The sequence below is a fragment of the Streptomyces sp. NPDC004721 genome (assembly GCF_053601495.1).
Genome location: NZ_JBSGBZ010000008.1, coordinates 132,813 through 150,854, shown reverse-complemented (window position 1 = coordinate 150,854; position 18,042 = coordinate 132,813). Strand labels below are relative to the sequence as shown.

At 73.5% G+C, this 18,042-nt stretch carries 14 protein-coding genes; 8 read left to right on the top strand and 6 right to left on the bottom strand.

What is annotated here, in order from left to right; all coding sequences use genetic code 11:
- The first annotated feature begins 1 nt into the window (after position 1).
- Positions 2-1,201 (top strand): glycosyltransferase, encoded by a 1,200-nt coding sequence (locus ACWEK3_RS09830; protein WP_453249423.1) that lies wholly within the window; start codon positions 2-4, stop codon positions 1,199-1,201.
- Between the two features lie 12 nt (positions 1,202-1,213).
- Here ACWEK3_RS09830 and ACWEK3_RS09825 read toward each other — a convergent pair whose 3' ends face one another.
- Positions 1,214-2,599, bottom strand: coding sequence for a TerD family protein (locus ACWEK3_RS09825; RefSeq protein ID WP_453249459.1), 1,386 nt, complete (start codon positions 2,597-2,599; stop codon positions 1,214-1,216).
- Between the two features lie 297 nt (positions 2,600-2,896).
- Between ACWEK3_RS09825 and ACWEK3_RS09820 the strand changes: the two genes are divergently transcribed.
- The 4 genes from ACWEK3_RS09820 to ACWEK3_RS09805 all read left to right on the top strand — a co-directional run bounded on the left by ACWEK3_RS09820 (position 2,897) and on the right by ACWEK3_RS09805 (position 7,561).
- Positions 2,897-3,364: a DUF6643 family protein gene (locus ACWEK3_RS09820; protein ID WP_361420765.1), complete on the top strand. Its 468-nt coding sequence runs from the start codon at positions 2,897-2,899 to the stop codon at positions 3,362-3,364.
- Positions 3,365-3,420: 56 nt separating this feature from the next.
- Entirely contained in the window at positions 3,421-4,245 is an 825-nt protein-coding gene (locus ACWEK3_RS09815; RefSeq protein WP_453249422.1) for an MOSC domain-containing protein, read from the top strand.
- Between the two features lie 166 nt (positions 4,246-4,411).
- Positions 4,412-5,011, top strand: coding sequence for an Rv1733c family protein (locus tag ACWEK3_RS09810; protein WP_453249421.1), 600 nt, complete (start codon positions 4,412-4,414; stop codon positions 5,009-5,011).
- Between the two features lie 111 nt (positions 5,012-5,122).
- Positions 5,123-7,561, top strand: coding sequence for a right-handed parallel beta-helix repeat-containing protein (locus ACWEK3_RS09805; RefSeq protein WP_453249420.1), 2,439 nt, complete (start codon positions 5,123-5,125; stop codon positions 7,559-7,561).
- Here the strand turns inward: ACWEK3_RS09805 and ACWEK3_RS09800 are convergent.
- A complete protein-coding gene (locus ACWEK3_RS09800; protein WP_453249419.1) occupies positions 7,531-9,948 on the bottom strand; it encodes a hypothetical protein in 2,418 nt (805 codons plus the stop codon). The genes ACWEK3_RS09805 and ACWEK3_RS09800 overlap by 31 nt on opposite strands.
- Before the next feature lie 295 nt (positions 9,949-10,243).
- Here ACWEK3_RS09800 and ACWEK3_RS09795 point away from each other — a divergent pair, with 295 nt between their 5' ends.
- Positions 10,244-11,071, top strand: coding sequence for a DeoR/GlpR family DNA-binding transcription regulator (locus tag ACWEK3_RS09795; RefSeq protein ID WP_390725942.1), 828 nt, complete (start codon positions 10,244-10,246; stop codon positions 11,069-11,071).
- A 111-nt stretch (positions 11,072-11,182) separates the two neighbouring features.
- Here the strand turns inward: ACWEK3_RS09795 and ACWEK3_RS09790 are convergent, their stop codons facing one another.
- Positions 11,183-12,307: a PLP-dependent cysteine synthase family protein gene (locus ACWEK3_RS09790; protein ID WP_450538332.1), complete on the bottom strand. Its 1,125-nt coding sequence runs from the start codon at positions 12,305-12,307 to the stop codon at positions 11,183-11,185.
- 366 nt (positions 12,308-12,673) lie between these two features.
- Here ACWEK3_RS09790 and ACWEK3_RS09785 point away from each other — a divergent pair, with 366 nt between their 5' ends.
- Together ACWEK3_RS09785 and ACWEK3_RS09780 are read left to right on the top strand one after the other, a co-directional pair.
- Complete coding sequence (locus ACWEK3_RS09785; RefSeq protein ID WP_450538381.1) at positions 12,674-12,997, top strand: hypothetical protein; 324 nt, start codon at positions 12,674-12,676, stop codon at positions 12,995-12,997.
- A gap of 182 nt (positions 12,998-13,179) precedes the next feature.
- The gene (locus ACWEK3_RS09780; RefSeq protein ID WP_365424850.1) at positions 13,180-13,731 is read left to right on the top strand and encodes an ATP-binding protein; all 552 of its coding nucleotides are present in this window, start codon (positions 13,180-13,182) and stop codon (positions 13,729-13,731) included.
- Between the two features lie 622 nt (positions 13,732-14,353).
- Here the strand turns inward: ACWEK3_RS09780 and ACWEK3_RS09775 are convergent.
- The 3 genes from ACWEK3_RS09775 to ACWEK3_RS09765 are packed head-to-tail and all read right to left on the bottom strand — an operon-like array spanning position 14,354 to position 17,999.
- A complete protein-coding gene (locus ACWEK3_RS09775) occupies positions 14,354-16,915 on the bottom strand; it encodes an ABC transporter permease (RefSeq protein WP_453249418.1) in 2,562 nt (853 codons plus the stop codon).
- Complete coding sequence (locus ACWEK3_RS09770) at positions 16,912-17,697, bottom strand: ABC transporter ATP-binding protein (protein ID WP_450538336.1); 786 nt, start codon at positions 17,695-17,697, stop codon at positions 16,912-16,914. The genes ACWEK3_RS09775 and ACWEK3_RS09770 overlap by 4 nt, the downstream gene beginning before the upstream one ends.
- A complete protein-coding gene (locus ACWEK3_RS09765; protein WP_390876227.1) occupies positions 17,694-17,999 on the bottom strand; it encodes an SHOCT domain-containing protein in 306 nt (101 codons plus the stop codon). The genes ACWEK3_RS09770 and ACWEK3_RS09765 overlap by 4 nt, the downstream gene beginning before the upstream one ends.
- Positions 18,000-18,042: the final 43 nt, after the last annotated feature.

Below are 18,042 nucleotides of genomic sequence, written 5' to 3'. Positions count from 1 at the left end.
GGTGGGGCAGACTGCGCGGGTGAGCGTGATCGAGTGGAGTGCCGTCGGATCACTCGCCGCCTGGCTGTGGCTGCTGCTCGGCCAGGGTTTCTTCTGGCGTACGGACGTCAGACTTCCGCCCCGCGAGGACCCGGCCCCGGGCGACTGGCCGTCGGTGTGCGTCGTCGTCCCCGCGCGGGACGAGGCCGGCGTCCTGCCGGAGAGCCTCCCCTCCCTGCTCGCCCAGGACTATCCGGGCCGGGCGGAGGTCTTCCTGATCGACGACGGCAGCCGCGACGGCACCGGGGAGCTGGCCCGCGAACTGGCGCGGCGGCACGGCGGGCTGCCCCTGACCGTCGCCTCACCGGGTGAGCCGCCCGCCGGCTGGACGGGCAAGCTGTGGGCGGTACGGCACGGCATCGGCCTGGCACACGCGCGTGGCCCCGCCTACCTGCTGCTGACGGACGCCGACATCGCCCATGCCCCGGACAGCCTGCGCCATCTGGTGGCGGCGGCACGCACCGGGGGCTTCGACGTCGTCTCGCAGATGGCCCGGCTGCGCGTCGAGAGCCGGTGGGAACGGCTCGTCGTACCGGCCTTCGTCTACTTCTTCGCGCAGCTGTACCCCTTCCGCCGGATCGGCCGCCGGGGGGCGCGGACGGCGGCGGCCGCGGGCGGCTGCGTGCTGCTGCGCGCCGAGGCCGCCGAGCGGGCGCGGATCCCGGACGCGATCCGGCAGGCGGTGATCGACGACGTGGCGCTCGCCCGGGCCGTCAAGGCCGGCGGCGGCCACATCTGGCTGGGGCTGGCCGAGCAGGTGGACAGCGTGCGCCCCTATCCGCGGCTGCGCGACCTGTGGCGGATGGTCTCGCGCAGCGCCTACGCGCAGCTGCGCCACAACCCGCTGCTGCTGCTCGGCACGGTCGCCGGGCTGGCGTTGGTGTACCTGGTGCCGCCGGTGGCGCTGGCCGCGGGCCTGGCGGCGGGCGACGCGGGGGCGGCGCTCGCCGGTGGTCCGGCCTGGCTGGTGATGGCGGCGACGTACGTCCCGATGCTCCGCTACTACCGGCAGCCTCTGTGGCTCGCTCCCCTGCTGCCGTTCACCGCTCTCCTCTATCTACTGATGACGGTCGACTCGGCGGTGCAGCACTACCGGGGCCGCGGTGCGGCCTGGAAGGGCCGCACGTACACGCGTCCGGACGCCGTGCCCGACGAAGGGTGAGCGGGTGACCGTTCACTTGCGGCCGGGGGTCCAGTTCATGCCCCAGCCGTAGGCGCGGTCGATGGTGCGTTGCGGGCTCACCCCGCGGTCGGGCACCAGGTAGCGGGCCTCCCGCTGGACCACGAGGTCGCCGCCGGTGTTGGTGATCAGGGCGAGTGCGCACACCGTCGAGGGCACCGTGCACTCGTCGAGGGAGAAGTCGACGGGGGCGCCGTGCTGCGGCTGGAGGGTGACCGTGGCGTGCAGGTCGGCGAAGGAGCGGGCGCCTTCGTAGATGGTCACGAAGACGAGGATGCGGCGGAAGTCGCCGCTGTGGTCGAGGTTGATGGTGAGATTCTCGCCGTCGGCGACGGCGCCGGTGCGGTCGTCGCCGTCGAGGTGGATGTACGGCGGCCGGTGCAGCGCGCCGAAGGCGTTGCCGAGGGCCTGGACGACGCCCTTGCGGCCGTCCGACAGCTCGTAGAGGGCGCACAGGTCGAGGTCGAGGTCTCTGTGCATGGCCACCGCACGGCCGCGCTTGCTGCCCCAGCCGGAGAACTGTTTGCGCACCTCCCAGTTGAGGTTCACGCGCATGGCGCCCGCGGTTCCGCCCTGTTTGGTCAGCGACACCGAGGGGGCCGCCTTGGTGAGCGTCACCTTGCTCAGGCGCACCGGGGCCGCGGCGGGCGTGGCGGACGCGGGCATGGTGGGCGCGGGTCTGCCGAACGGCGACGCGGGTGCGCCGGACGGCGGCGCGGTGACCGGGGGCGCGACCGGCGGCGGGAGGGGAACCGGCGGTCCGACCGGAGGCGGGGGCGTGGCCGGGAAGGGGGCCGGCGCGGGCGGCGGCGCCATGCCGGACGCCCGCGGGGCCGGCGCCGGGGGCGGCGGGGTGTGCTGCGGTTCGTCCACGGTGATGCCGAAGTCCGTGGCCAGGCCCTCGAGTCCGCTGCCGTAGCCCTGGCCGACGGCCCGGAACTTCCAGGCGCCCTGACGGCGGTAGAACTCGCCGAGTACGAAGGCCGTCTCGACACTCGCGCCGGTGCTGTCGAACCGCGCGGCCACCGTGCCGCGAGCGGCGTCCCGGACCTCGATGTAGAGCCCGGGCACCTGTCCGAAGGTGCCGCCGTCGGCGGAGGCGGCGAGCACCACCTTCTCGATCGAGGGCTCCACGCGCGCGAGGTCGACGAGCAGGGTGTCGGTCACCTGGCCGCCGAGGGTGTCCTTGCCCTCGTACCGGACCGCGCCGGAGGGGTGGGCCGGCTGGTTGTAGAAGACGAAGTCCGCGTCGGAACGCACCTTTCCGCCCACCAGCAGCAGCGCCGAGACGTCCGCGTCGGGGATGCCCGGACCAGGGCGCCAGCCCACCTCGACGCGCAGGGCGGTGGCGGGCACCGGCGTGTTGGACCCCTTCGGCATGGACATCTTTCGCCCCCATCACATGTCGGACAGGCCGTGGCCCCGGCAGTCCGTCGGCTCGCTACCCGACCAACCTAAGCCCGATGACACCGAACCTCCCATGAGAAGCACCGGAACACGCCTGGCCGACCGCTGGTAACCCGGCCTGAAGGTCGGCCTATACACCACCCGACCCTTACTCGATGCCCCTTTTTAGCCAAGTTCGCTCATATTGGGGACCTCACGTCACTGCCGACACGGAAAACAACCTTCTTATCGGTCTCCCCAACCAGCACATCGTGGGCTTTACTTGTGGCCATGACCTCCCCCCGCTCCAGTTATGGCGGCGGCTACTACTCCGCCTCCTTCCCGGACACCCCGATCTACGACTCGCTCGTGGCCGAGCGAGGAACCCCGCAGATCGCCCCCATCCGTGTTCCGGCGCCGTACGACACGGGCAGCCACCTGACCGCGGGCGGCCCGATGAGCACCGGCAGCAACCTGCCCGCGCTACCTTCGGCGCTGCCCGCCCTCCCGGCGGCCCCGTCCCAGCACTCCTACGGCTACCCGCAGGCGCCGCAGCCCGTCCCCCCGCAGCCGGCGCCCACGCCCTACATCCCGCAACAGGCCTCCGCGCCACGCGGGTATCCCGGCCCTCAGCAGCCGCAGCCACCACGCCCGATGGCGAGCGGCACCGGTTACGAGGCCATGCGTCCCGCGACCCCGCGGCCCGCCCCGGCTCCCTACCAGGACCCGTACGGCAACCAGCAGTACCGCGGTTACTGATCCGCTCCAGGGCCGTCCGCTCCCCGGCTGTCCGTGCCGCCTGGCAGGATGAGGCCATGGGGAACGCGGAACTGCACGCGCTGCACATCCACCCGGTCAAGGCACTGCGAGCCGTCCCGCTCGCGGAAGCCGCCGTCCAGCCCTGGGGGCTGGACGGGGACCGGCGCTGGGCGCTGGTCGACGACGGGGGAAAGGTCGTCACGCAACGCCAGCAGCCGCACCTCGCGTTGGCCGCCGCCGAACCCAAGCCCGGTGGCGGCCTCCGCCTTTCCGCACCCGGACACGCCCCGATCACGGTCTCCGTCCCCGCGCCGGGCGACACGGTGACCGTGGAGATCTTCGGCGAGAAGGTGGAGGCCGTCCCGGCGGACGACGCCGCCCACGCCTGGTGCAGCGAACTCACCGGGAACAACGTCCGCCTGGTCCACCTGGACGATCCCGCCACACGCCGGCCCGTCGACCCGGCCTACGCCCTGCCGGGCGAGACGGTGAGCTTCGCCGACGCCTTCCCGTTGCTGCTCACCACGCTCTCCTCCCTCGCCTCCCTCAACTCCCTGATCGCCGAGGGGGATCACGCCGGCGAGGGCCCGCTGCCGATGAACCGCTTCCGGCCCAACGTCGTGGTGGCCGGCACCCCCGCCTGGGCCGAGGACGACTGGTCGCGCATCGCGATCGGGGAGGTCCCCTTCCGGGTCGCCAAGATGTGCGGACGGTGCGTGGTGACCACCACCGACCAGGCCACCGGCGCCCGCGGCAAGGAACCGCTGCGCACCCTCGGCCGCCACCGCCGCTTCGGAGGCGAACTGGTCTTCGGCCAGAACCTGGTGCCCGAGTCCACCGGCACCATCCGGCTCGGCGACCCGGTCACCGTTCTCGAATGACTTCCGGCCACGGGCGGGAACCCCGGAGCGAGGACAGGTCGTTGGGCTTTCGTGAGGAGTTCGTGAGAATGCCCGGCCCGAGGTGATTTCCCTCTCTCTTCGGCCGGCGAGGGGGCGAACTGTGCCGGCGGGGGTTATCACGGAGGGGAAGGGGGGTGCGGTATCCGTGCGAGCGATCAGCGGACTCTGGCGCTGGCGGCACAACCCGCTGCGGCGCACGACCGATCTCGTCGAGGCCTGGGTGGCCCTGGCGGCGCTGCTGCTCGTCCTGGTCGCGGCCCCCGTGCTCGGCTCCCTCGCCGGTTCCCTCGCCCAGGACGCCCTTCAGCAGTCCGTGCTCGAGCAGCGCCAGTCCCGGCACCCGGTGGCGGCCACGGTGGTGCGGATACTGAACCGGCCGGATCCCGACCCGGAGATCACCACGGGACGGGAGCTGCGCAGCCGCGTCCTCGCCGACTGGACGGCCCCGGACGGCACCCGGCAGCACGGCCCGGTCACGACGAGCCTGGGGTCCCCCCACCCCGGCGACCACTTCACGCTGTGGACGGACGGGCACGGCCGCACCGTGACGCGCCCCCTGGACTCCACGACGGCCACGACCCATGCGGTGCTGGCCGGTTGCGGCGCTGGCATGCTGACCGTCGGCCTGGTGGAGGGGATACGCCGGCTGATCGTCTGGCGCCTGGTCCGCCGACGGTACGCGCGCTGGGACCAGGCCTGGGACCGCACGGGCCCGGACTGGGGCCGTACCGGCACCGGCAGCTGACGGCCTTTGGGCTCTGGTCAACCGAGCCTCCGCGCGCACGCTACGGTGGACCGGCCGACGCACTCGGCATCAACCAACCCGCGTACGACGAGGTGGGGGCACAGCAGCGCCATGGCACAGGGCACGGTCCAGGTGACGCACACCGGCACATCGCGGTGGCGGCGCCGCACGGGTGAGTACACATCGCTCGCCGCCGCCCTGGAGGCCGCGGCCGACGGTGACGTGCTCACCGTCGCCCCGGGCACCTACCGGGAGAACCTCGTCGTACAGCGGGCGGTGACGCTGCGCGGCCCGGAGGGCGCCCCGGGCTCGGTGCGCATCGCCCCCACGGAGGGGGTGCCCCTGACCGTGCGTGCCTCCGCGGTCGTCCAGGACCTGCACGTCGAGGGCCAGGACGCCGCCGCGCCCGCCCTGTTGGTCGAGGAGGGCGCGCCGGAGCTCAAGGACGTGCGGATCGTGACCCGGTCCGCGGCCGGCATCGAGGTACGCGGCGGCGCCCGGCCCTCCGTGCGGCGCTGCACGGTCGACAACCCGGCCGGTATCGGCATCGCCGTACTCGACGGCGGCGGTGGGGTGTTCGAGGAGTGCGAGGTCGTCGCGGCCGGGCAGTCGGGCGTGGCGGTCCGCGGTGGCGCCCACCCCCGGCTGGAGAACTGCCGCATTCACCACACCTCCGGCGCGGGCCTCACGGCGACGGGCCACAACTCCGCCCTGGAGGCAGTGGGTTGCGAGGTCTACGAGGTCCGGGGCAGCGGCGTCCAGATCACCGGCCGGGCCACCGCGCACCTCACCGACTGCGATGTGCACCGCACCGCCGCGGACGGTGTCACGCTCGACACCGACGCCGTGCTGACGCTGGCCGACTGCCGCATCCACGACATCCCGGAGAACGCGGTGGACCTGCGCTCCCGCTCCGTGCTGACGCTGACGCGGACGACGGTGCGTCAGTTCGGGCGCAACGGCCTGTCGGTGTGGGATCCGGGCACACGCGTGGACGCCAACCAGTGCGAGATCTTCGACAGCACCGGCGACTACCCCGCGGTGTGGGTCAGCGACGGCGCCACCGCGGTGCTCGACTCCTGCCGGGTGCACGACGTGCCCGACGCGCTGTTCGTGCTGGATCGCGGCTCCCGCGCGGACGTCGTCGACAGCGATCTGTCCCAGGTGCGCAACACGGCGGTGTCGGTGAGCGACGGCGCCACCGCGCAGCTCGACGACTGCCGCATCAAGGACGCGGCCACGGGCGCCTGGTTCCGCGACCACGGCAGCGGCGGCACGCTCAACAACTGCACCGTGGACGACACCCAGACCGGCGTGATCGTCACCAAGGGCGCCGACCCCACCATCGAGCGGTGCACGGTCACCTCTCCCGCCGAGGCCGGCTTCTACGTCTCCGCCCAGGGCCGCGGCAGCTTCCTGGGCTGCCGGGTGACGGGCAGTGGCGGCTACGGCTTCCATGTGATCGACGGCTGCCGTACGACGCTGAAGAAGTGTCGTACGGAGCGGTGCGCGCGCGGGGGTTACGAGTTCGCGGACGGCGGGCCGGATGCCGGGGCCGGGTCGGGCCCTGTGGTCGAGGACTGCACCAGCGACGAGAGTGGCGGTGTGCGCCCGCTCGTGGCCCGGGAGACGGCCGTGCAGGCCGCGCCTCCGTCCACCGGCCTGCTGGGCGCGATCCCCGGGCAGCGCACCACCGAGCAGGAGCCGCTGGTGACCGCCGGTGAGCCGGAAATGCCCGCACGGAGCGCGAAGGACGTCCTCGGCGAACTCGACACGCTGGTCGGCCTGGACAGCGTCAAGCAGGAGGTGCGCGCCCTGACCGACATGATCGAGGTGGGTCGGCGCCGTCAGCAGGCCGGGCTGAAGGCCGCCTCGGTCAAGCGGCATCTGGTCTTCACCGGCTCCCCCGGCACCGGCAAGACCACGGTCGCCCGCCTGTACGGCGAGATCCTGGCCTCCCTCGGTGTCCTGGAGAAGGGCCACCTCGTGGAGGTGTCCCGCGTGGACCTGGTCGGCGAGCACATCGGATCCACCGCGATCCGCACCCAGGAGGCCTTCGAACGGGCCCGCGGCGGAGTGCTGTTCATCGACGAGGCGTACGCGCTCTCCCCGGAGGACTCCGGGCGCGACTTCGGTAAGGAGGCCATCGACACGCTGGTGAAGCTGATGGAGGACCAGCGGGACGCGGTCGTGGTGATCGTCGCCGGCTACACGGCCGAGATGAAGCGCTTCCTGTCCGTCAACCCGGGTGTGGCCTCGCGCTTCTCCCGCACCATCACCTTCAGCGACTACGGCCCCGACGAACTGCTGCGGATCGTGGAGCAGCAGGCCGAGGAGCACGAGTACCGGTTGGCTCCGGACACGGCCGAGGCCCTGCTGGCGTACTTCACCGCGGTCCCCAAGGGCCCCGCGTTCGGCAACGGCCGCACAGCGCGGCAGACCTTCGAGGCCATGGTGGAGCGGCACGCCGGCCGGGTCGCCCAGCTCGCCGAACCGAGCACGGACGATCTCACGCTGCTCTACGCTGAGGACTTGCCCGCGCTGCCCTGAGAGCCGGGCCCGCCCGGCGGCTCCGGACCGGTGTCCGCTTCTCCGACCGGGACGTCGTGCTGCCCGTGGCGGGGCCCCGGCAGGTCCGGGCGCAGCCGGGCCAGCAGCCGGCGGCGTTCCTCGTCGAAGGCCGGGTCCGCCTGGTAGTCGGAGTGGCCCAGGACCGGGGCGGGCAGCGGATGCCGTGCGGTGCGGCCGTAGGCGAGCGGGTCCTTGAGCGGGGCGCGGTCCACCTCGGGGCCGCAGTCGCCGGGCAGCCGGACCGGGCCGCCGATGGGGTCGGTGAGCCGGTACAGGTTGCGCCAGCAGTCCACGTCCCGGTGCAGGGCGCCGAGGGCGGCCGGGCCGAAGTGGGCCGGGAACCAGCGTCCGTAGAGCCGTTCCAGCGGGGATCCGTAGGTGAGCAGGGCGACGCGCTTGCGGACCGGCGGGGTGAGCTGCCAGGCCGCGGCGGCGGCCAGCACACTGCCCTGGGAGTGCCCGGACAGCACCAGCCGTCCGCCGGTCGCCCGGGTCCAGGTCGCCATCCGCCAGGTGAGGTCGGGCACGGCGCGTTCGGCGTAGCAGGGCGGGGCGAAGGGGTGGGCTGCGCGCGGCCAGAAGGTGCCGACGTCCCACAGGATGCCGATGGTGCGCCGGGCGGAGGCGTCCTTGTAGGCGCGCCGTCCCCAGGTGACGAAGAGTATGAAGCCCAGTCCGATGAGCCAGGAGCCCAGTGCCTGCGCGGTCTGGGCCGCGCCGTGCAGGACGGGGTGGGTTCCCGCTGCGGCCCCGGCCGGTGTCCGGTCGGTGCCGAGGGCGCCGACGAGGGCGCCGGCGCCCAGGAGGAGGGTGATGGCGGAGGTGGCGCCGACCAGGAGCGGTCCGTCGTCGGTGAGGGTGGCCATCGCCCGGGTGCGGGCGATCCGGCGGGTGCGCTCGGGGTCGGCCGGCTCGCCGGGGTGGTCGCGTTCCACCGCGGGGCATTCGGCGCGGGCCAGCCGCCTGGCGCGCCGGGCCAGCCGGGCACAGAGCGCCAGCAGCACGACGAGCAGTGGCGGGATGACGGAGGCCTGCCAGGTGAGCAGGACCGGCGGGCCCGGGATCGAGGCGCCGGTGCCGTCCAGCCAGTCGGCCACGCGCTGGCAGACCCCGCCGGACATCACGCCGCCGAGCGCGCAGGCCAGCATCGCGACCGCGGGTCCGCCCAGGCCTCGCAGCGCGGCCCGCGGGTCGGGTCGGGTGCGGTACAGCACGTGGGCGACGGCGGCGAGGGCGACGACCAGGAGGCCCTGGCCCAGCGCGATGCCGCCGAAGGCGGTGTCGCCCGCCAGCCGGCCGGTGGACTGCCAGCCCGGGCGCGACCATCCGGCGTACACGGCGGTGAGCAGGAGCAGCAGGAGGGCGCCGAGCGGCAGCCGCCGGACGACGTGGCGGTCCAGCTGACGGTCGAGCAGGTGCTCGGTGCGGCCCCGGCGGCAGACGACCCAGACGACGGCGGTGGACCAGACGAGCAGGGCGGTGAGCATGAGCCGGCCCGCCGCGTCGAGGGTCTGGGCGCCGCCGGGGCCGCGGTCGAGGGCCGCCGTGGGCACGGCGATCGTCGCGGCGACCGTCAGCAGGCCCGCGGCGGTGTGCGCGGCGCGCAGCCGGGCCACCAGTCGGCGCCCGTACCAGAAGCCGGGACGGCTCAGGGATCCGTTGCCTGAGTCGTCCTCGGGCTCCGGGTCGCGGGAGATCGGCTGCTGGGACTCGTAGGCGCTCCAGGTGCGGTGCGCCAGGTACCACAGCAGCCCGGTGAGCGCGGCGGGCACCAGGGCGGCCAGGGCGAGCCGGCGGCCGGGCGCGCTCCACCAGCCGCCGGCCGCGGGCGACAGGAAGCCCAGCCAGGAGTGCCGTGCGGCACACGCGTGCGTGCCCGCGCACTGCCAGGCCGTGAGGTCGAGGGCGACCTCGCAGGCGGCGGCGACGAGCAGCACCGTCAGGGTCAGGCCCGCCAGCCGCACCAGCAGTCCGTACAGGCTTACGGCGCGCGGGCGGCCGGGGGCGCCGGGGCGCATCCAGTGGGCGAGGTTGACGACCATGAACGGCAGCAGCAACAGCCACAGGGCGCGGGCGCCGTTGCCGGAGGTGAGGTTGCACCAGACGTACGCCTCGGGCACCGGCGTGCCACGGTGTTCACGCTCCTCGTCCGGACGGTTCTCGGCGTCGACGTCCTCCGCGCGCCGGAAGACGGCCGCGGTGTCGTCGCCGGTGATCCGCACCGTGCGCGGGGCGTCCAGCATCTTCTCGGGCGTGGTGCCGCCGACGCCGTGGACCAGGAGCTCCAGGGTGCATCCGGTCGGCTCGTCGGGTGCGGTGGGGCCGTCAGCCCCGGCGGTCTCCGGTTGCCGCTGCGCACGTTCCACTGTTCGCACTTCCCCCGTGACGCGTCCATCGGTCTGTGTCCGTGCGGAAACCAGGATCGCCTCCCGTGGCACGCGGCACACCCCTCGTCACCGAATCTCCCCGATCCGGGTGACGAGAGGCGTTTATGGGGAGGGCAACGATGTCATGCGCGCGTCGGTCGGGCGATGGCGCGGTGGAAACCACCGCGTGAAAGGATGGGTGGTCCGCGCACCGGAGGACATGACGGACCTTCTCGTCGCCGGCGGATGCGCGGGGCGGGTCGGACGGCTTGAGGCGAAAGGAACCGGAGCGCACGTGAGTGAGAATCAGAACCTCCTCGCGGAGCAGCGGCGCGCCCTGATCCTGGACGAGGTCCGGCGCCGCGGCGGTGTCCGGGTGAACGAGCTGACCCGGAAGCTCGGCGTGTCGGACATGACGGTGCGCCGCGATCTGGACGCGCTGGCCCGGCAGGGCGTGCTGGAGAAGGTGCACGGCGGCGCGGTTCCCGTGGTGGAGGCCAGTACGCACGAGCCGGGCTTCGAGGCCAAGTCGGGTCTGGAGCTGACCGCCAAGGAGGACATCGCGCGGGCGGCGGCCCGGCTGGTCTCGCCGGGCACGGCGATCGCCCTCTCGGGCGGTACGACGACGTACGCGCTGGCCCAGCACCTGCTCGACGTGCCCGATCTGACGGTGGTGACCAACTCGGTCCGGGTCGCCGACGTCTTCCACTCGGCGCAGCGCACCTCCGGTCAGCGGCAGGGCGCGGCGACGGTCGTGCTGACCGGCGGGGTGCGCACGCCGTCCGACTCGCTGGTGGGTCCGGTGGCCGACCAGGCGATCGCCTCGCTCCACTTCGACGTGCTGTTCCTGGGTGTGCACGGGATATCGGCCGAGGCGGGCCTGTCCACGCCGAACCTGGCGGAGGCCGAGACCAACCGGCGGCTGGTCCAGTCGGCGCGCCGGGTGGTGGTGGTCGCCGACCACACCAAGTGGGGTGTGGTGGGCCTGAGTTCCTTCGCCGCGCTGGACCGGATCGACACGCTGGTGACGGACGCGGGGCTGCCCGCGGAGGCACGCGCCGAGATCTCGGAGCACCTGCGGCTGGTGGTTGCGGGCGAGCCCGAGGACGAGACGGACATCTGAGGGAACGCCGGCGAGGGCCGGCCGTACCCGGCCGACCGCCCGCGCCCCTTCCGCTCCCCCTCCGGGGCCGGCCGGTCCGAGGATCCGGGCCGTCGGGCCGTACGGGCCCTCTCAGGCCGGCCACTCCCCGGTCGTCAGGAACGTCTCCAGTGCCTGCGCGTACGGGGTGCTGTCGAGGCCCTGTTCGGTCAGCCAGGCATCGGAGTAGTACTTGTCGAGGTAGCGGTCGCCCGGGTCGCACAGCAGGGTCACGACGCTGCCCTGGCGGCCCTCCGCCAGCATTTCGGCGACGATCTTCAGGGCGCTCCACAGGCCCGTTCCGGTGGAGCCGCCCGCCTTGCGGCCGATGGCCCGCTCCAGGGCGCGTACGGCGGCCACGGCGGCGGCGTCCGGCACCTTCATCATGCGGTCGATGACCCCGGGCACGAAGCTCGGTTCCATGCGCGGCCGCCCGATGCCCTCGATGCGCGAGCCGCGGTCGCAGGTGACGTCCGGATCGCCGGTGGTCCAGCCCTCGAAGAAGCACGAGTTGTCGGGGTCGGCGACGCAGACGCGGGTGTCGTACTGCATGTAGTGGACGTAGCGCGCGATGGTCGCGGAGGTGCCGCCGGTGCCCGCGGTGGCGACGATCCACGCCGGCTCCGGAAAGCGCTCCAACTCCAGCTGCCGGAAGATGGATTCGGCGATGTTGTTGTTACCGCGCCAGTCCGTGGCCCGCTCGGCGTAGGTGAACTGGTCCATGTAGTGGCCCCCGGTCTCGGCCGCGAGGGCGGCGGAGGCCTCGTACATCGTGCGCGGGTCGTCCACGAAGTGGCACCGCCCGCCGTGGAACTCGATCAGGCGGCACTTCTCGGCGCTGGTCGTGCGCGGCATGACCGCGATGAAGGGCACGCCGATCAGCTTCGCGAAGTACGCCTCGGAGACGGCCGTCGAGCCGCTGGAGGCCTCGATGACCGGGCGGCCCGGGCGGATCCAGCCGTTGCACAGCCCGTACAGGAACAGCGACCGCGCCAGCCGGTGCTTGAGGCTGCCGGTCGGATGCGTCGACTCGTCCTTCAGGTACAGGTCGATGCCCCACTCCTCGGGCAGCGGGAAGCGCAGCAGATGGGTGTCGGCCGAGCGGTTGGCGTCGGCCTGCACCTTGCGGACGGCTTCTTTCAGCCAGTCCCGGTATCCGCTGTCGCTGCGGTCGACGTCGAGGGTGTCGCCGGTCCGGCGCTGCTCGGTGGTGCTCACGGCGGGGCTCCTTACGCTGTGCGCCGGCGGCGTCCCGCGCGGCCGGACACGCTCGATGATAGACACCTTCAACACGCTTCTCACCTGCATAAACGCATCTTTGAGCGGCTCAAGGAGATGCTTGGGATCACACCTCGCCGGAGCCGATCCGCGCCGAGGGGGCGCACGGGTGGGGGCGCATTCGCGCGAGTGCTCCGGGCGCCACCCGCGAGCGCTCCCCGCGCACTGGTGCTCCGTGCCGAAGGCGTGCAGACTGCACCGCGGCGGGACGAAGCGCCCGCCGTGACACACGGGATCGCGAACGAGCCGGGCCGGCTCGTGGACCAGGCGGAGCGGGAGCCGGCGACACGCACGAAGGGGCGGGAGATGGCCGAACCGGAGTTCACGGCCACGGGCGTACGCATCGACAAGCGGTTGCGCTCACTCACCCGGGCCGGACGGGTCCGGATCCGCGACGGCAGGCTGGAGCTGCTGACCAGCAACGGCAGTGAGATCGACAGCGCGCCGGTGCGGTCGGTGCGCGCGTCCCAGCCCTGGTACGCCCCCGACGACCGGGCGCTGGCCGACCTGGACGGGCAGAGGTACCTGCTGACCCTGGGCGACCACGACCCCGCACCGGGCGAGCCGGGGCCGCCCGCGGCCCGCCGGTTCGTCGAGGCCGTCCGTCGGGCGGCTCGCCGCGGCGGCTGAGCGAGGCGAGTTGCGTGACCCCACCCCGTGGGCCACGCTTGTCTCACGTCACTCAGGGTTTACCGGCGATAACGCTGCGAACCAGCCCGCCGGCCAGACAGCAGGCGGCAATGTCACGCGGGCGTCCTGCTGCATCCGAAACGTCGTGTTCTTCCGGACCTCAACGTCGGGGAGTCGCAGCCGTGATCAGTCACCCAAGCAGGCACTGCACGGTGGAGCTCCAAGCCCTGCCGTCGCGGATCGGCCAAGTCCGCAGAATCGTATCGGCGCACTTGCGCTACTGGCATCTGGACCCTCTGATAGACCGGGCCGCGCTCGGTGTGACGGAGCTGTTGACCAACGTCCACCAGCACGCCCGACCCGACAAGTTGTGCACCGTGGAGCTCGAACTGCTGCTCGAGCGGCTCACGGTCTCCGTGCGCGACCACGACCCTCGGCTCCCCGTGGTGGAGAAGATGGGTGACATCGCGCCGCTCGCCACCGAAGGGCGGGGGCTGGCGATGGTGGCCGCGATGAGCGAGAGCTGGGGCGCGCGGCCGGACGGCGAGCAGGGCAAGGTCGTCTGGTTCACCCTGCCGACCGCCGCCCCCTCGGTCGCGGTGCCGGCCCGGGTGCCGACGCTCGTGACCGCGGAGCAGTCCGCGCGCCGCTTGGCCGAGGCCGCCTCCGCGCTCGACGGCGTCCGGCCCGTCCGGCCGGTGCACGCTCCGGCCGGGTCCGCCGTGGTCGGCTGACCGCGTCGGCCAAGGTCGGCTGACCGCGTCGGCCAAGGTCGGTTGACGGGGTGGCGGCCGGGGTGGTGACGGGGCGTGGACCGTGACGGGCCGCAGGCCGTACGGCCCAGGGCGGTGACAGGCCATGGGCCGTAGGCCATACAAACCCAGAGCATTGAACCCTCCCCCAGCCGAAGCAGGGGGATTCCTGGCTCAAGCAGCTCATTCGCTCAGCAAGCGGACGAGTCTGACGCTCTCAGCACCAGCCGGGACGGAACCTGCCCGGTTGCCCATCAAGACAAAGGAGTTGCGCGTGCTTGGCTCTCGCGACGCACGGCCCTCAGCCTACCCAACCATCTGGGCGGTCTTTCGCCTTTTGGGCGAAACCCCGTTCCCTGCCCTGCTCCGCAGGAGTCCGACTCATCCCCCGGCTGAAGCCGGGGGCGTCCTCGGAGGTTTCCAGTGACGGGACGTGGGCCGTACAGGCCCAGGGCGGTGACGGGCCGTGGGCGGTGACCGGGTTGCGGCCCGGTCACCGCCCGGTGTTGTGCCGGAGTCCCGGGGAGACCGCCGGGCCCGGAGTCGCAGGCCGGGGTCGCAGTGACCGCCGGGCCGGAGTCGCGGTGAGACCCCGGCCCGGTGCTCACTCGGTGGCGATGGCCCGCAGCACGTCCAGCCGGGCGGCGCGCCGGGCCGGGCGCAGCCCCGCGAGCCCGCCCGCCCCGATTCCCACCAGTGCCACCACGAGCAGTTGCCCCGGCGGTACCGCGAAGGCGAACGCGGTCCCGCTCTCGCCGTCGGACGCCTTCACCAGCACCCAGCCGAGGAAGGCGCCCAGGGCGAGCCCGCCCGCCGTGCCGAACGCGGCGACCAGGACCGATTCCCAGCGGACCATGGCCCGCAGCTGGGACCGGGTCTGGCCGACGGCCCTGAGCAGACCGAGTTCGCGGGTCCGCTCGTGGATCGCCAGGGTGAGGGTGTTGGCGATGCCGAGGAGCGCGATGAACACCGCGAGGGCGAGCAGCGCGTAGACCAGCGTCAGCATCATGTCGATCCCGGCCGCCGAGGACTGCGCGTACTCGTCTCGGGTCTGCACCTGCGGGTCGCCGTACCGGGCGGCGACCCGTTCGACGGCTGCCTTGCCCGCCTCCGCGCTCACGCCGGGCCGGAGGGAGACGGCGACGAGCCTGTCGGAGTCCTGGGTGCGGTGCGGGGCCCAGGCGGAGCGGCTGACGACGTAGTCGCCGGCGAGTTCGGACCGGCCGTAGACCGCGCGGACGGTGAAGGTCCGCGCGGTGCCGTCGGTGAAGGTGAGCCGTGCCCGGTCCCCCGTCGTCAGGCCCCGCCGGTCCGCCTCGTCGCGGGTGACGGCGATGCCGTCGGTGCCCAGGCCGTTCAGGGAGCCGTCCACGGTTCCGAGGTCGAAGGTGCGGGCGAGCGCGACCGGGTCGGTGACGGTCAGGGCCCTCCCCTCGCCGTCGACCTCGGCGACGCCCCGGCCGAGTCCGACGGCCGTGTCCACCTCGGGCAGCCGCTGGATCGCCCCGGCCAGCCGGGGGCTCAGACCGCTGCCGCCGGCCCCGAAGGAGGGGGTGCTCACGGCGAGATCGCCGGCGAAGGACCGGGAGACGGTCTGGTCCATGGTGGCCTTGAGCGAGGCGCCGAAGACCGTGAACAGCGACACCACGGCGACCCCGATCATCAGCGCGCTCGCGGTGGCCGCGGTGCGCTTCGGGCTGCGCAGCGCGTTGCGCCGGGCCAGATGGCCGGTGATGCCGCGCAGCCGGCCGAGGGGGCCGCCGAGCAGGCGGACGGCGGTGGCGGAGGCGACCGGGCCGAGCACCACGAAGGCGGCCAGGGCGAGGACGGCGCCGACTCCGGCCGCCCATACGGACGGGGAGACCAGGACACCGGCGAGGGTCACCACGACGGCCGTCGCGGCGAGGACCGCTCCCGCCGCGGCGCGCGGGCGGGAGGCGCCGGAGGTGTCGACGGCCGTCTCGCGGAGCGCGGCCATGGGTGCGGTGCGGCCGGCCCGTACGGCGGGCGTCAGCGCGGAGCCGAGGCAGACCACGACACCGACCACCAGCGGCAGTGCCATCGACAGCGGCCGGACGACCAGGCTGCCCTCCGGAAAGGGGAATCCGATCGCCGGGAACAGCGCCTGGAGCCCGGCAGCGATGCCGATGCCGCCCGCCAGCCCGGCGGCGGACGCGGTCAGCGCGACGGCGCTCGCCTCCACGAGGGTGGCGGCGGTGACCTGGCGGCGGGAGGCGCCCAGCGCGCGCAGCAGCGCGTTCTCGCGGGTGCGCTGGGCGACGACGATCGCGAACGTGTTGTGGATGGAGAAGGTCGCCACCAGCAGCGCGACGCCCGAGAACACCAGCAGGAACGTGGTGAAGACGGTCAGGAACTGGCTGGAGACCATGTCGGTGTTCTCCCGCGCGGCCTCCTGGCCGGTGATCGCCTCGACGCCCTTGGGCAGCACGGGCGTCAGCCGCCGCACCAGCTCGGCCTGGCTCACCCCGGGCCCGGCCCGCACCCCGATGCTCGCCGCCTCTCCGGGCCGGGCGGTCAGGTACTTCTCGGCGTCGGCCTGGGTCAGCCCGGTGAAGGTCACCTGCGCCATGCCGTCCTCGCCGCCGAAGGTCGCCAGTCCCACGATCGTCACCTTGACGGGGTCGGGGGTGCGCAGCGTCGTGGTGTCGCCGATCCGCAGGCCGCCCTTCTTCGCGGCGCCGCGGTTGACGACGGCCTCGCCGGGCTTCGCGGGGGCGCGCCCCTCGGCGAGCCGGTACGGGTTGAGCGTCGGGTCGCTGATCCAGTTGCCGGCGAGGGTGGGCGGGCCCTGGCCGCCGATGGGTTCGCCGTCGCGGCCCAGGAGTTGGCCCGCGCCCTGGATGTCCGGGGCGGCGGCAGCGACACCGGGGAGCCGCTCGACGGTCCTCACCAGCGCGGTGTCCACCGGCCGGCGTACGCCCTGGCCCGCGCCGGCCGCGGTGATGACGTCGGCGCTGCGGACGACGGCGTCCGTGCCGTCGGTCGCCTTGCCGAACATGGAGTCGAAACTGGCGCGCAGGGTGTCGCCCATGACCAGGGTTCCGGCCAGGAAGGCGACGCCGAGGAACACGGCGAGGAAGGTGCCGGCGAAGCGCCGTCGGTGGGCGCGCAGGGAGGAGAGGCTCAGGCGCACGGAGGCGTTCATGTCCGCACCTCGAAGGCCTTCATCCGGTCCAGGACCCGGTCGGCGGTCGGGGACTCCATACGGTCGACGAGGCGTCCGTCGGCGAGGAAGAGCACCTCGTCGGCGTGGGCGGCGGCGACCGGGTCGTGGGTGACCATGACGACCGTGCGGCCCGTCTGCCGCACCGCGCGGCCGAGGAGGCCGAGCACCTCCTGGCCGGAGCGGGAGTCGAGGTTGCCGGTGGGCTCGTCGGCGAAGACGACGTCCGGGCGGGCGGCGAACGCACGGGCCACCGCGACGCGTTGCTGCTGTCCGCCGGAGAGTTCGGAGGGCCGGTGATGCAGGCGGTCGCGCAGGCCGACGATCTCGACGAGCGCGTCGATCCACTCGGGGTCGCCCCGGCGGCCCGCCAGGTCGAGGGGCAGCGTGATGTTCTCGGCGACGGTCAGGGTGGGCACCAGGTTGAACGCCTGGAAGACGAAGCCGACGCGGTCACGGCGCAGCAGGGTCAGCCGGCGGTCGTCGAGGCCACCCAGTTCGGTGTCGCCGATGTACGCGCTGCCGGAGGTGAGCGTGTCGAGCCCGGCCGCGCAGTGCATCAGGGTGGACTTGCCGGAGCCCGAGGGGCCCATGATCGCCGTGAAGCGCCCGGCCGGGAAGCCGACGCTCACGCCGTCCAGGGCCCGTACGGCGGTGTCGCCGGCGCCGTGGACCTTCACGGCGTCGACGACCCGCGCGGCCGTCCTGGTGGCGGATGTGGTGGGTGTGGTGGAAGAGGTGCCGGAGGCGGGCGTGGTGGTCACTGGGCACCGCCGGTGCGGCCGAACTGCTCCTCCAGTACCGACAGCCGGCGCCAGTACTCGTCCTCGTCGATCTCGCCGGAGGCGAAGCGGCGGCCGAGGACGGCGAGCGGCGAGTCGGCGGCGGGGCGCCCGTCCGGGCCGCGCCAGGGCCCGGTGTCCATGCCGCGCCAGGGTGCGCCGCGGCCGCGCCGGGCGGTACGGCGCAGGAGGGTGACGGCGCCGACGACGACGGCCGCCCAGAACAGCGGGAAGAAGAGGATCCACGGCCCGGGGCCGCCGTCCCAGTTCGCCAGGGTCTGCATCTTGGTTCATCTCCCTTGAGGGGTCTGCCGAGAGGCTGCGGAG

Bases quoted from the DNA above. Each gene is read 5' to 3' on its own strand.
- ACWEK3_RS09805 (WP_453249420.1), top strand. From the start codon at position 5,123: ATGGCACAGGGCACGGTCCAGGTGACGCACACCGGCACATCGCGGTGG.
- ACWEK3_RS09820 (WP_361420765.1), top strand. From the start codon at position 2,897: ATGACCTCCCCCCGCTCCAGTTATGGCGGCGGCTACTACTCCGCCTCC.
- ACWEK3_RS09775 (WP_453249418.1), bottom strand. From the start codon at position 16,915: ATGAACGCCTCCGTGCGCCTGAGCCTCTCCTCCCTGCGCGCCCACCGA.
- ACWEK3_RS09815 (WP_453249422.1), top strand. From the start codon at position 3,421: ATGGGGAACGCGGAACTGCACGCGCTGCACATCCACCCGGTCAAGGCA.
- ACWEK3_RS09785 (WP_450538381.1), top strand. From the start codon at position 12,674: ATGGCCGAACCGGAGTTCACGGCCACGGGCGTACGCATCGACAAGCGG.
- ACWEK3_RS09825 (WP_453249459.1), bottom strand. From the start codon at position 2,599: ATGCCGAAGGGGTCCAACACGCCGGTGCCCGCCACCGCCCTGCGCGTC.
- ACWEK3_RS09765 (WP_390876227.1), bottom strand. From the start codon at position 17,999: ATGCAGACCCTGGCGAACTGGGACGGCGGCCCCGGGCCGTGGATCCTC.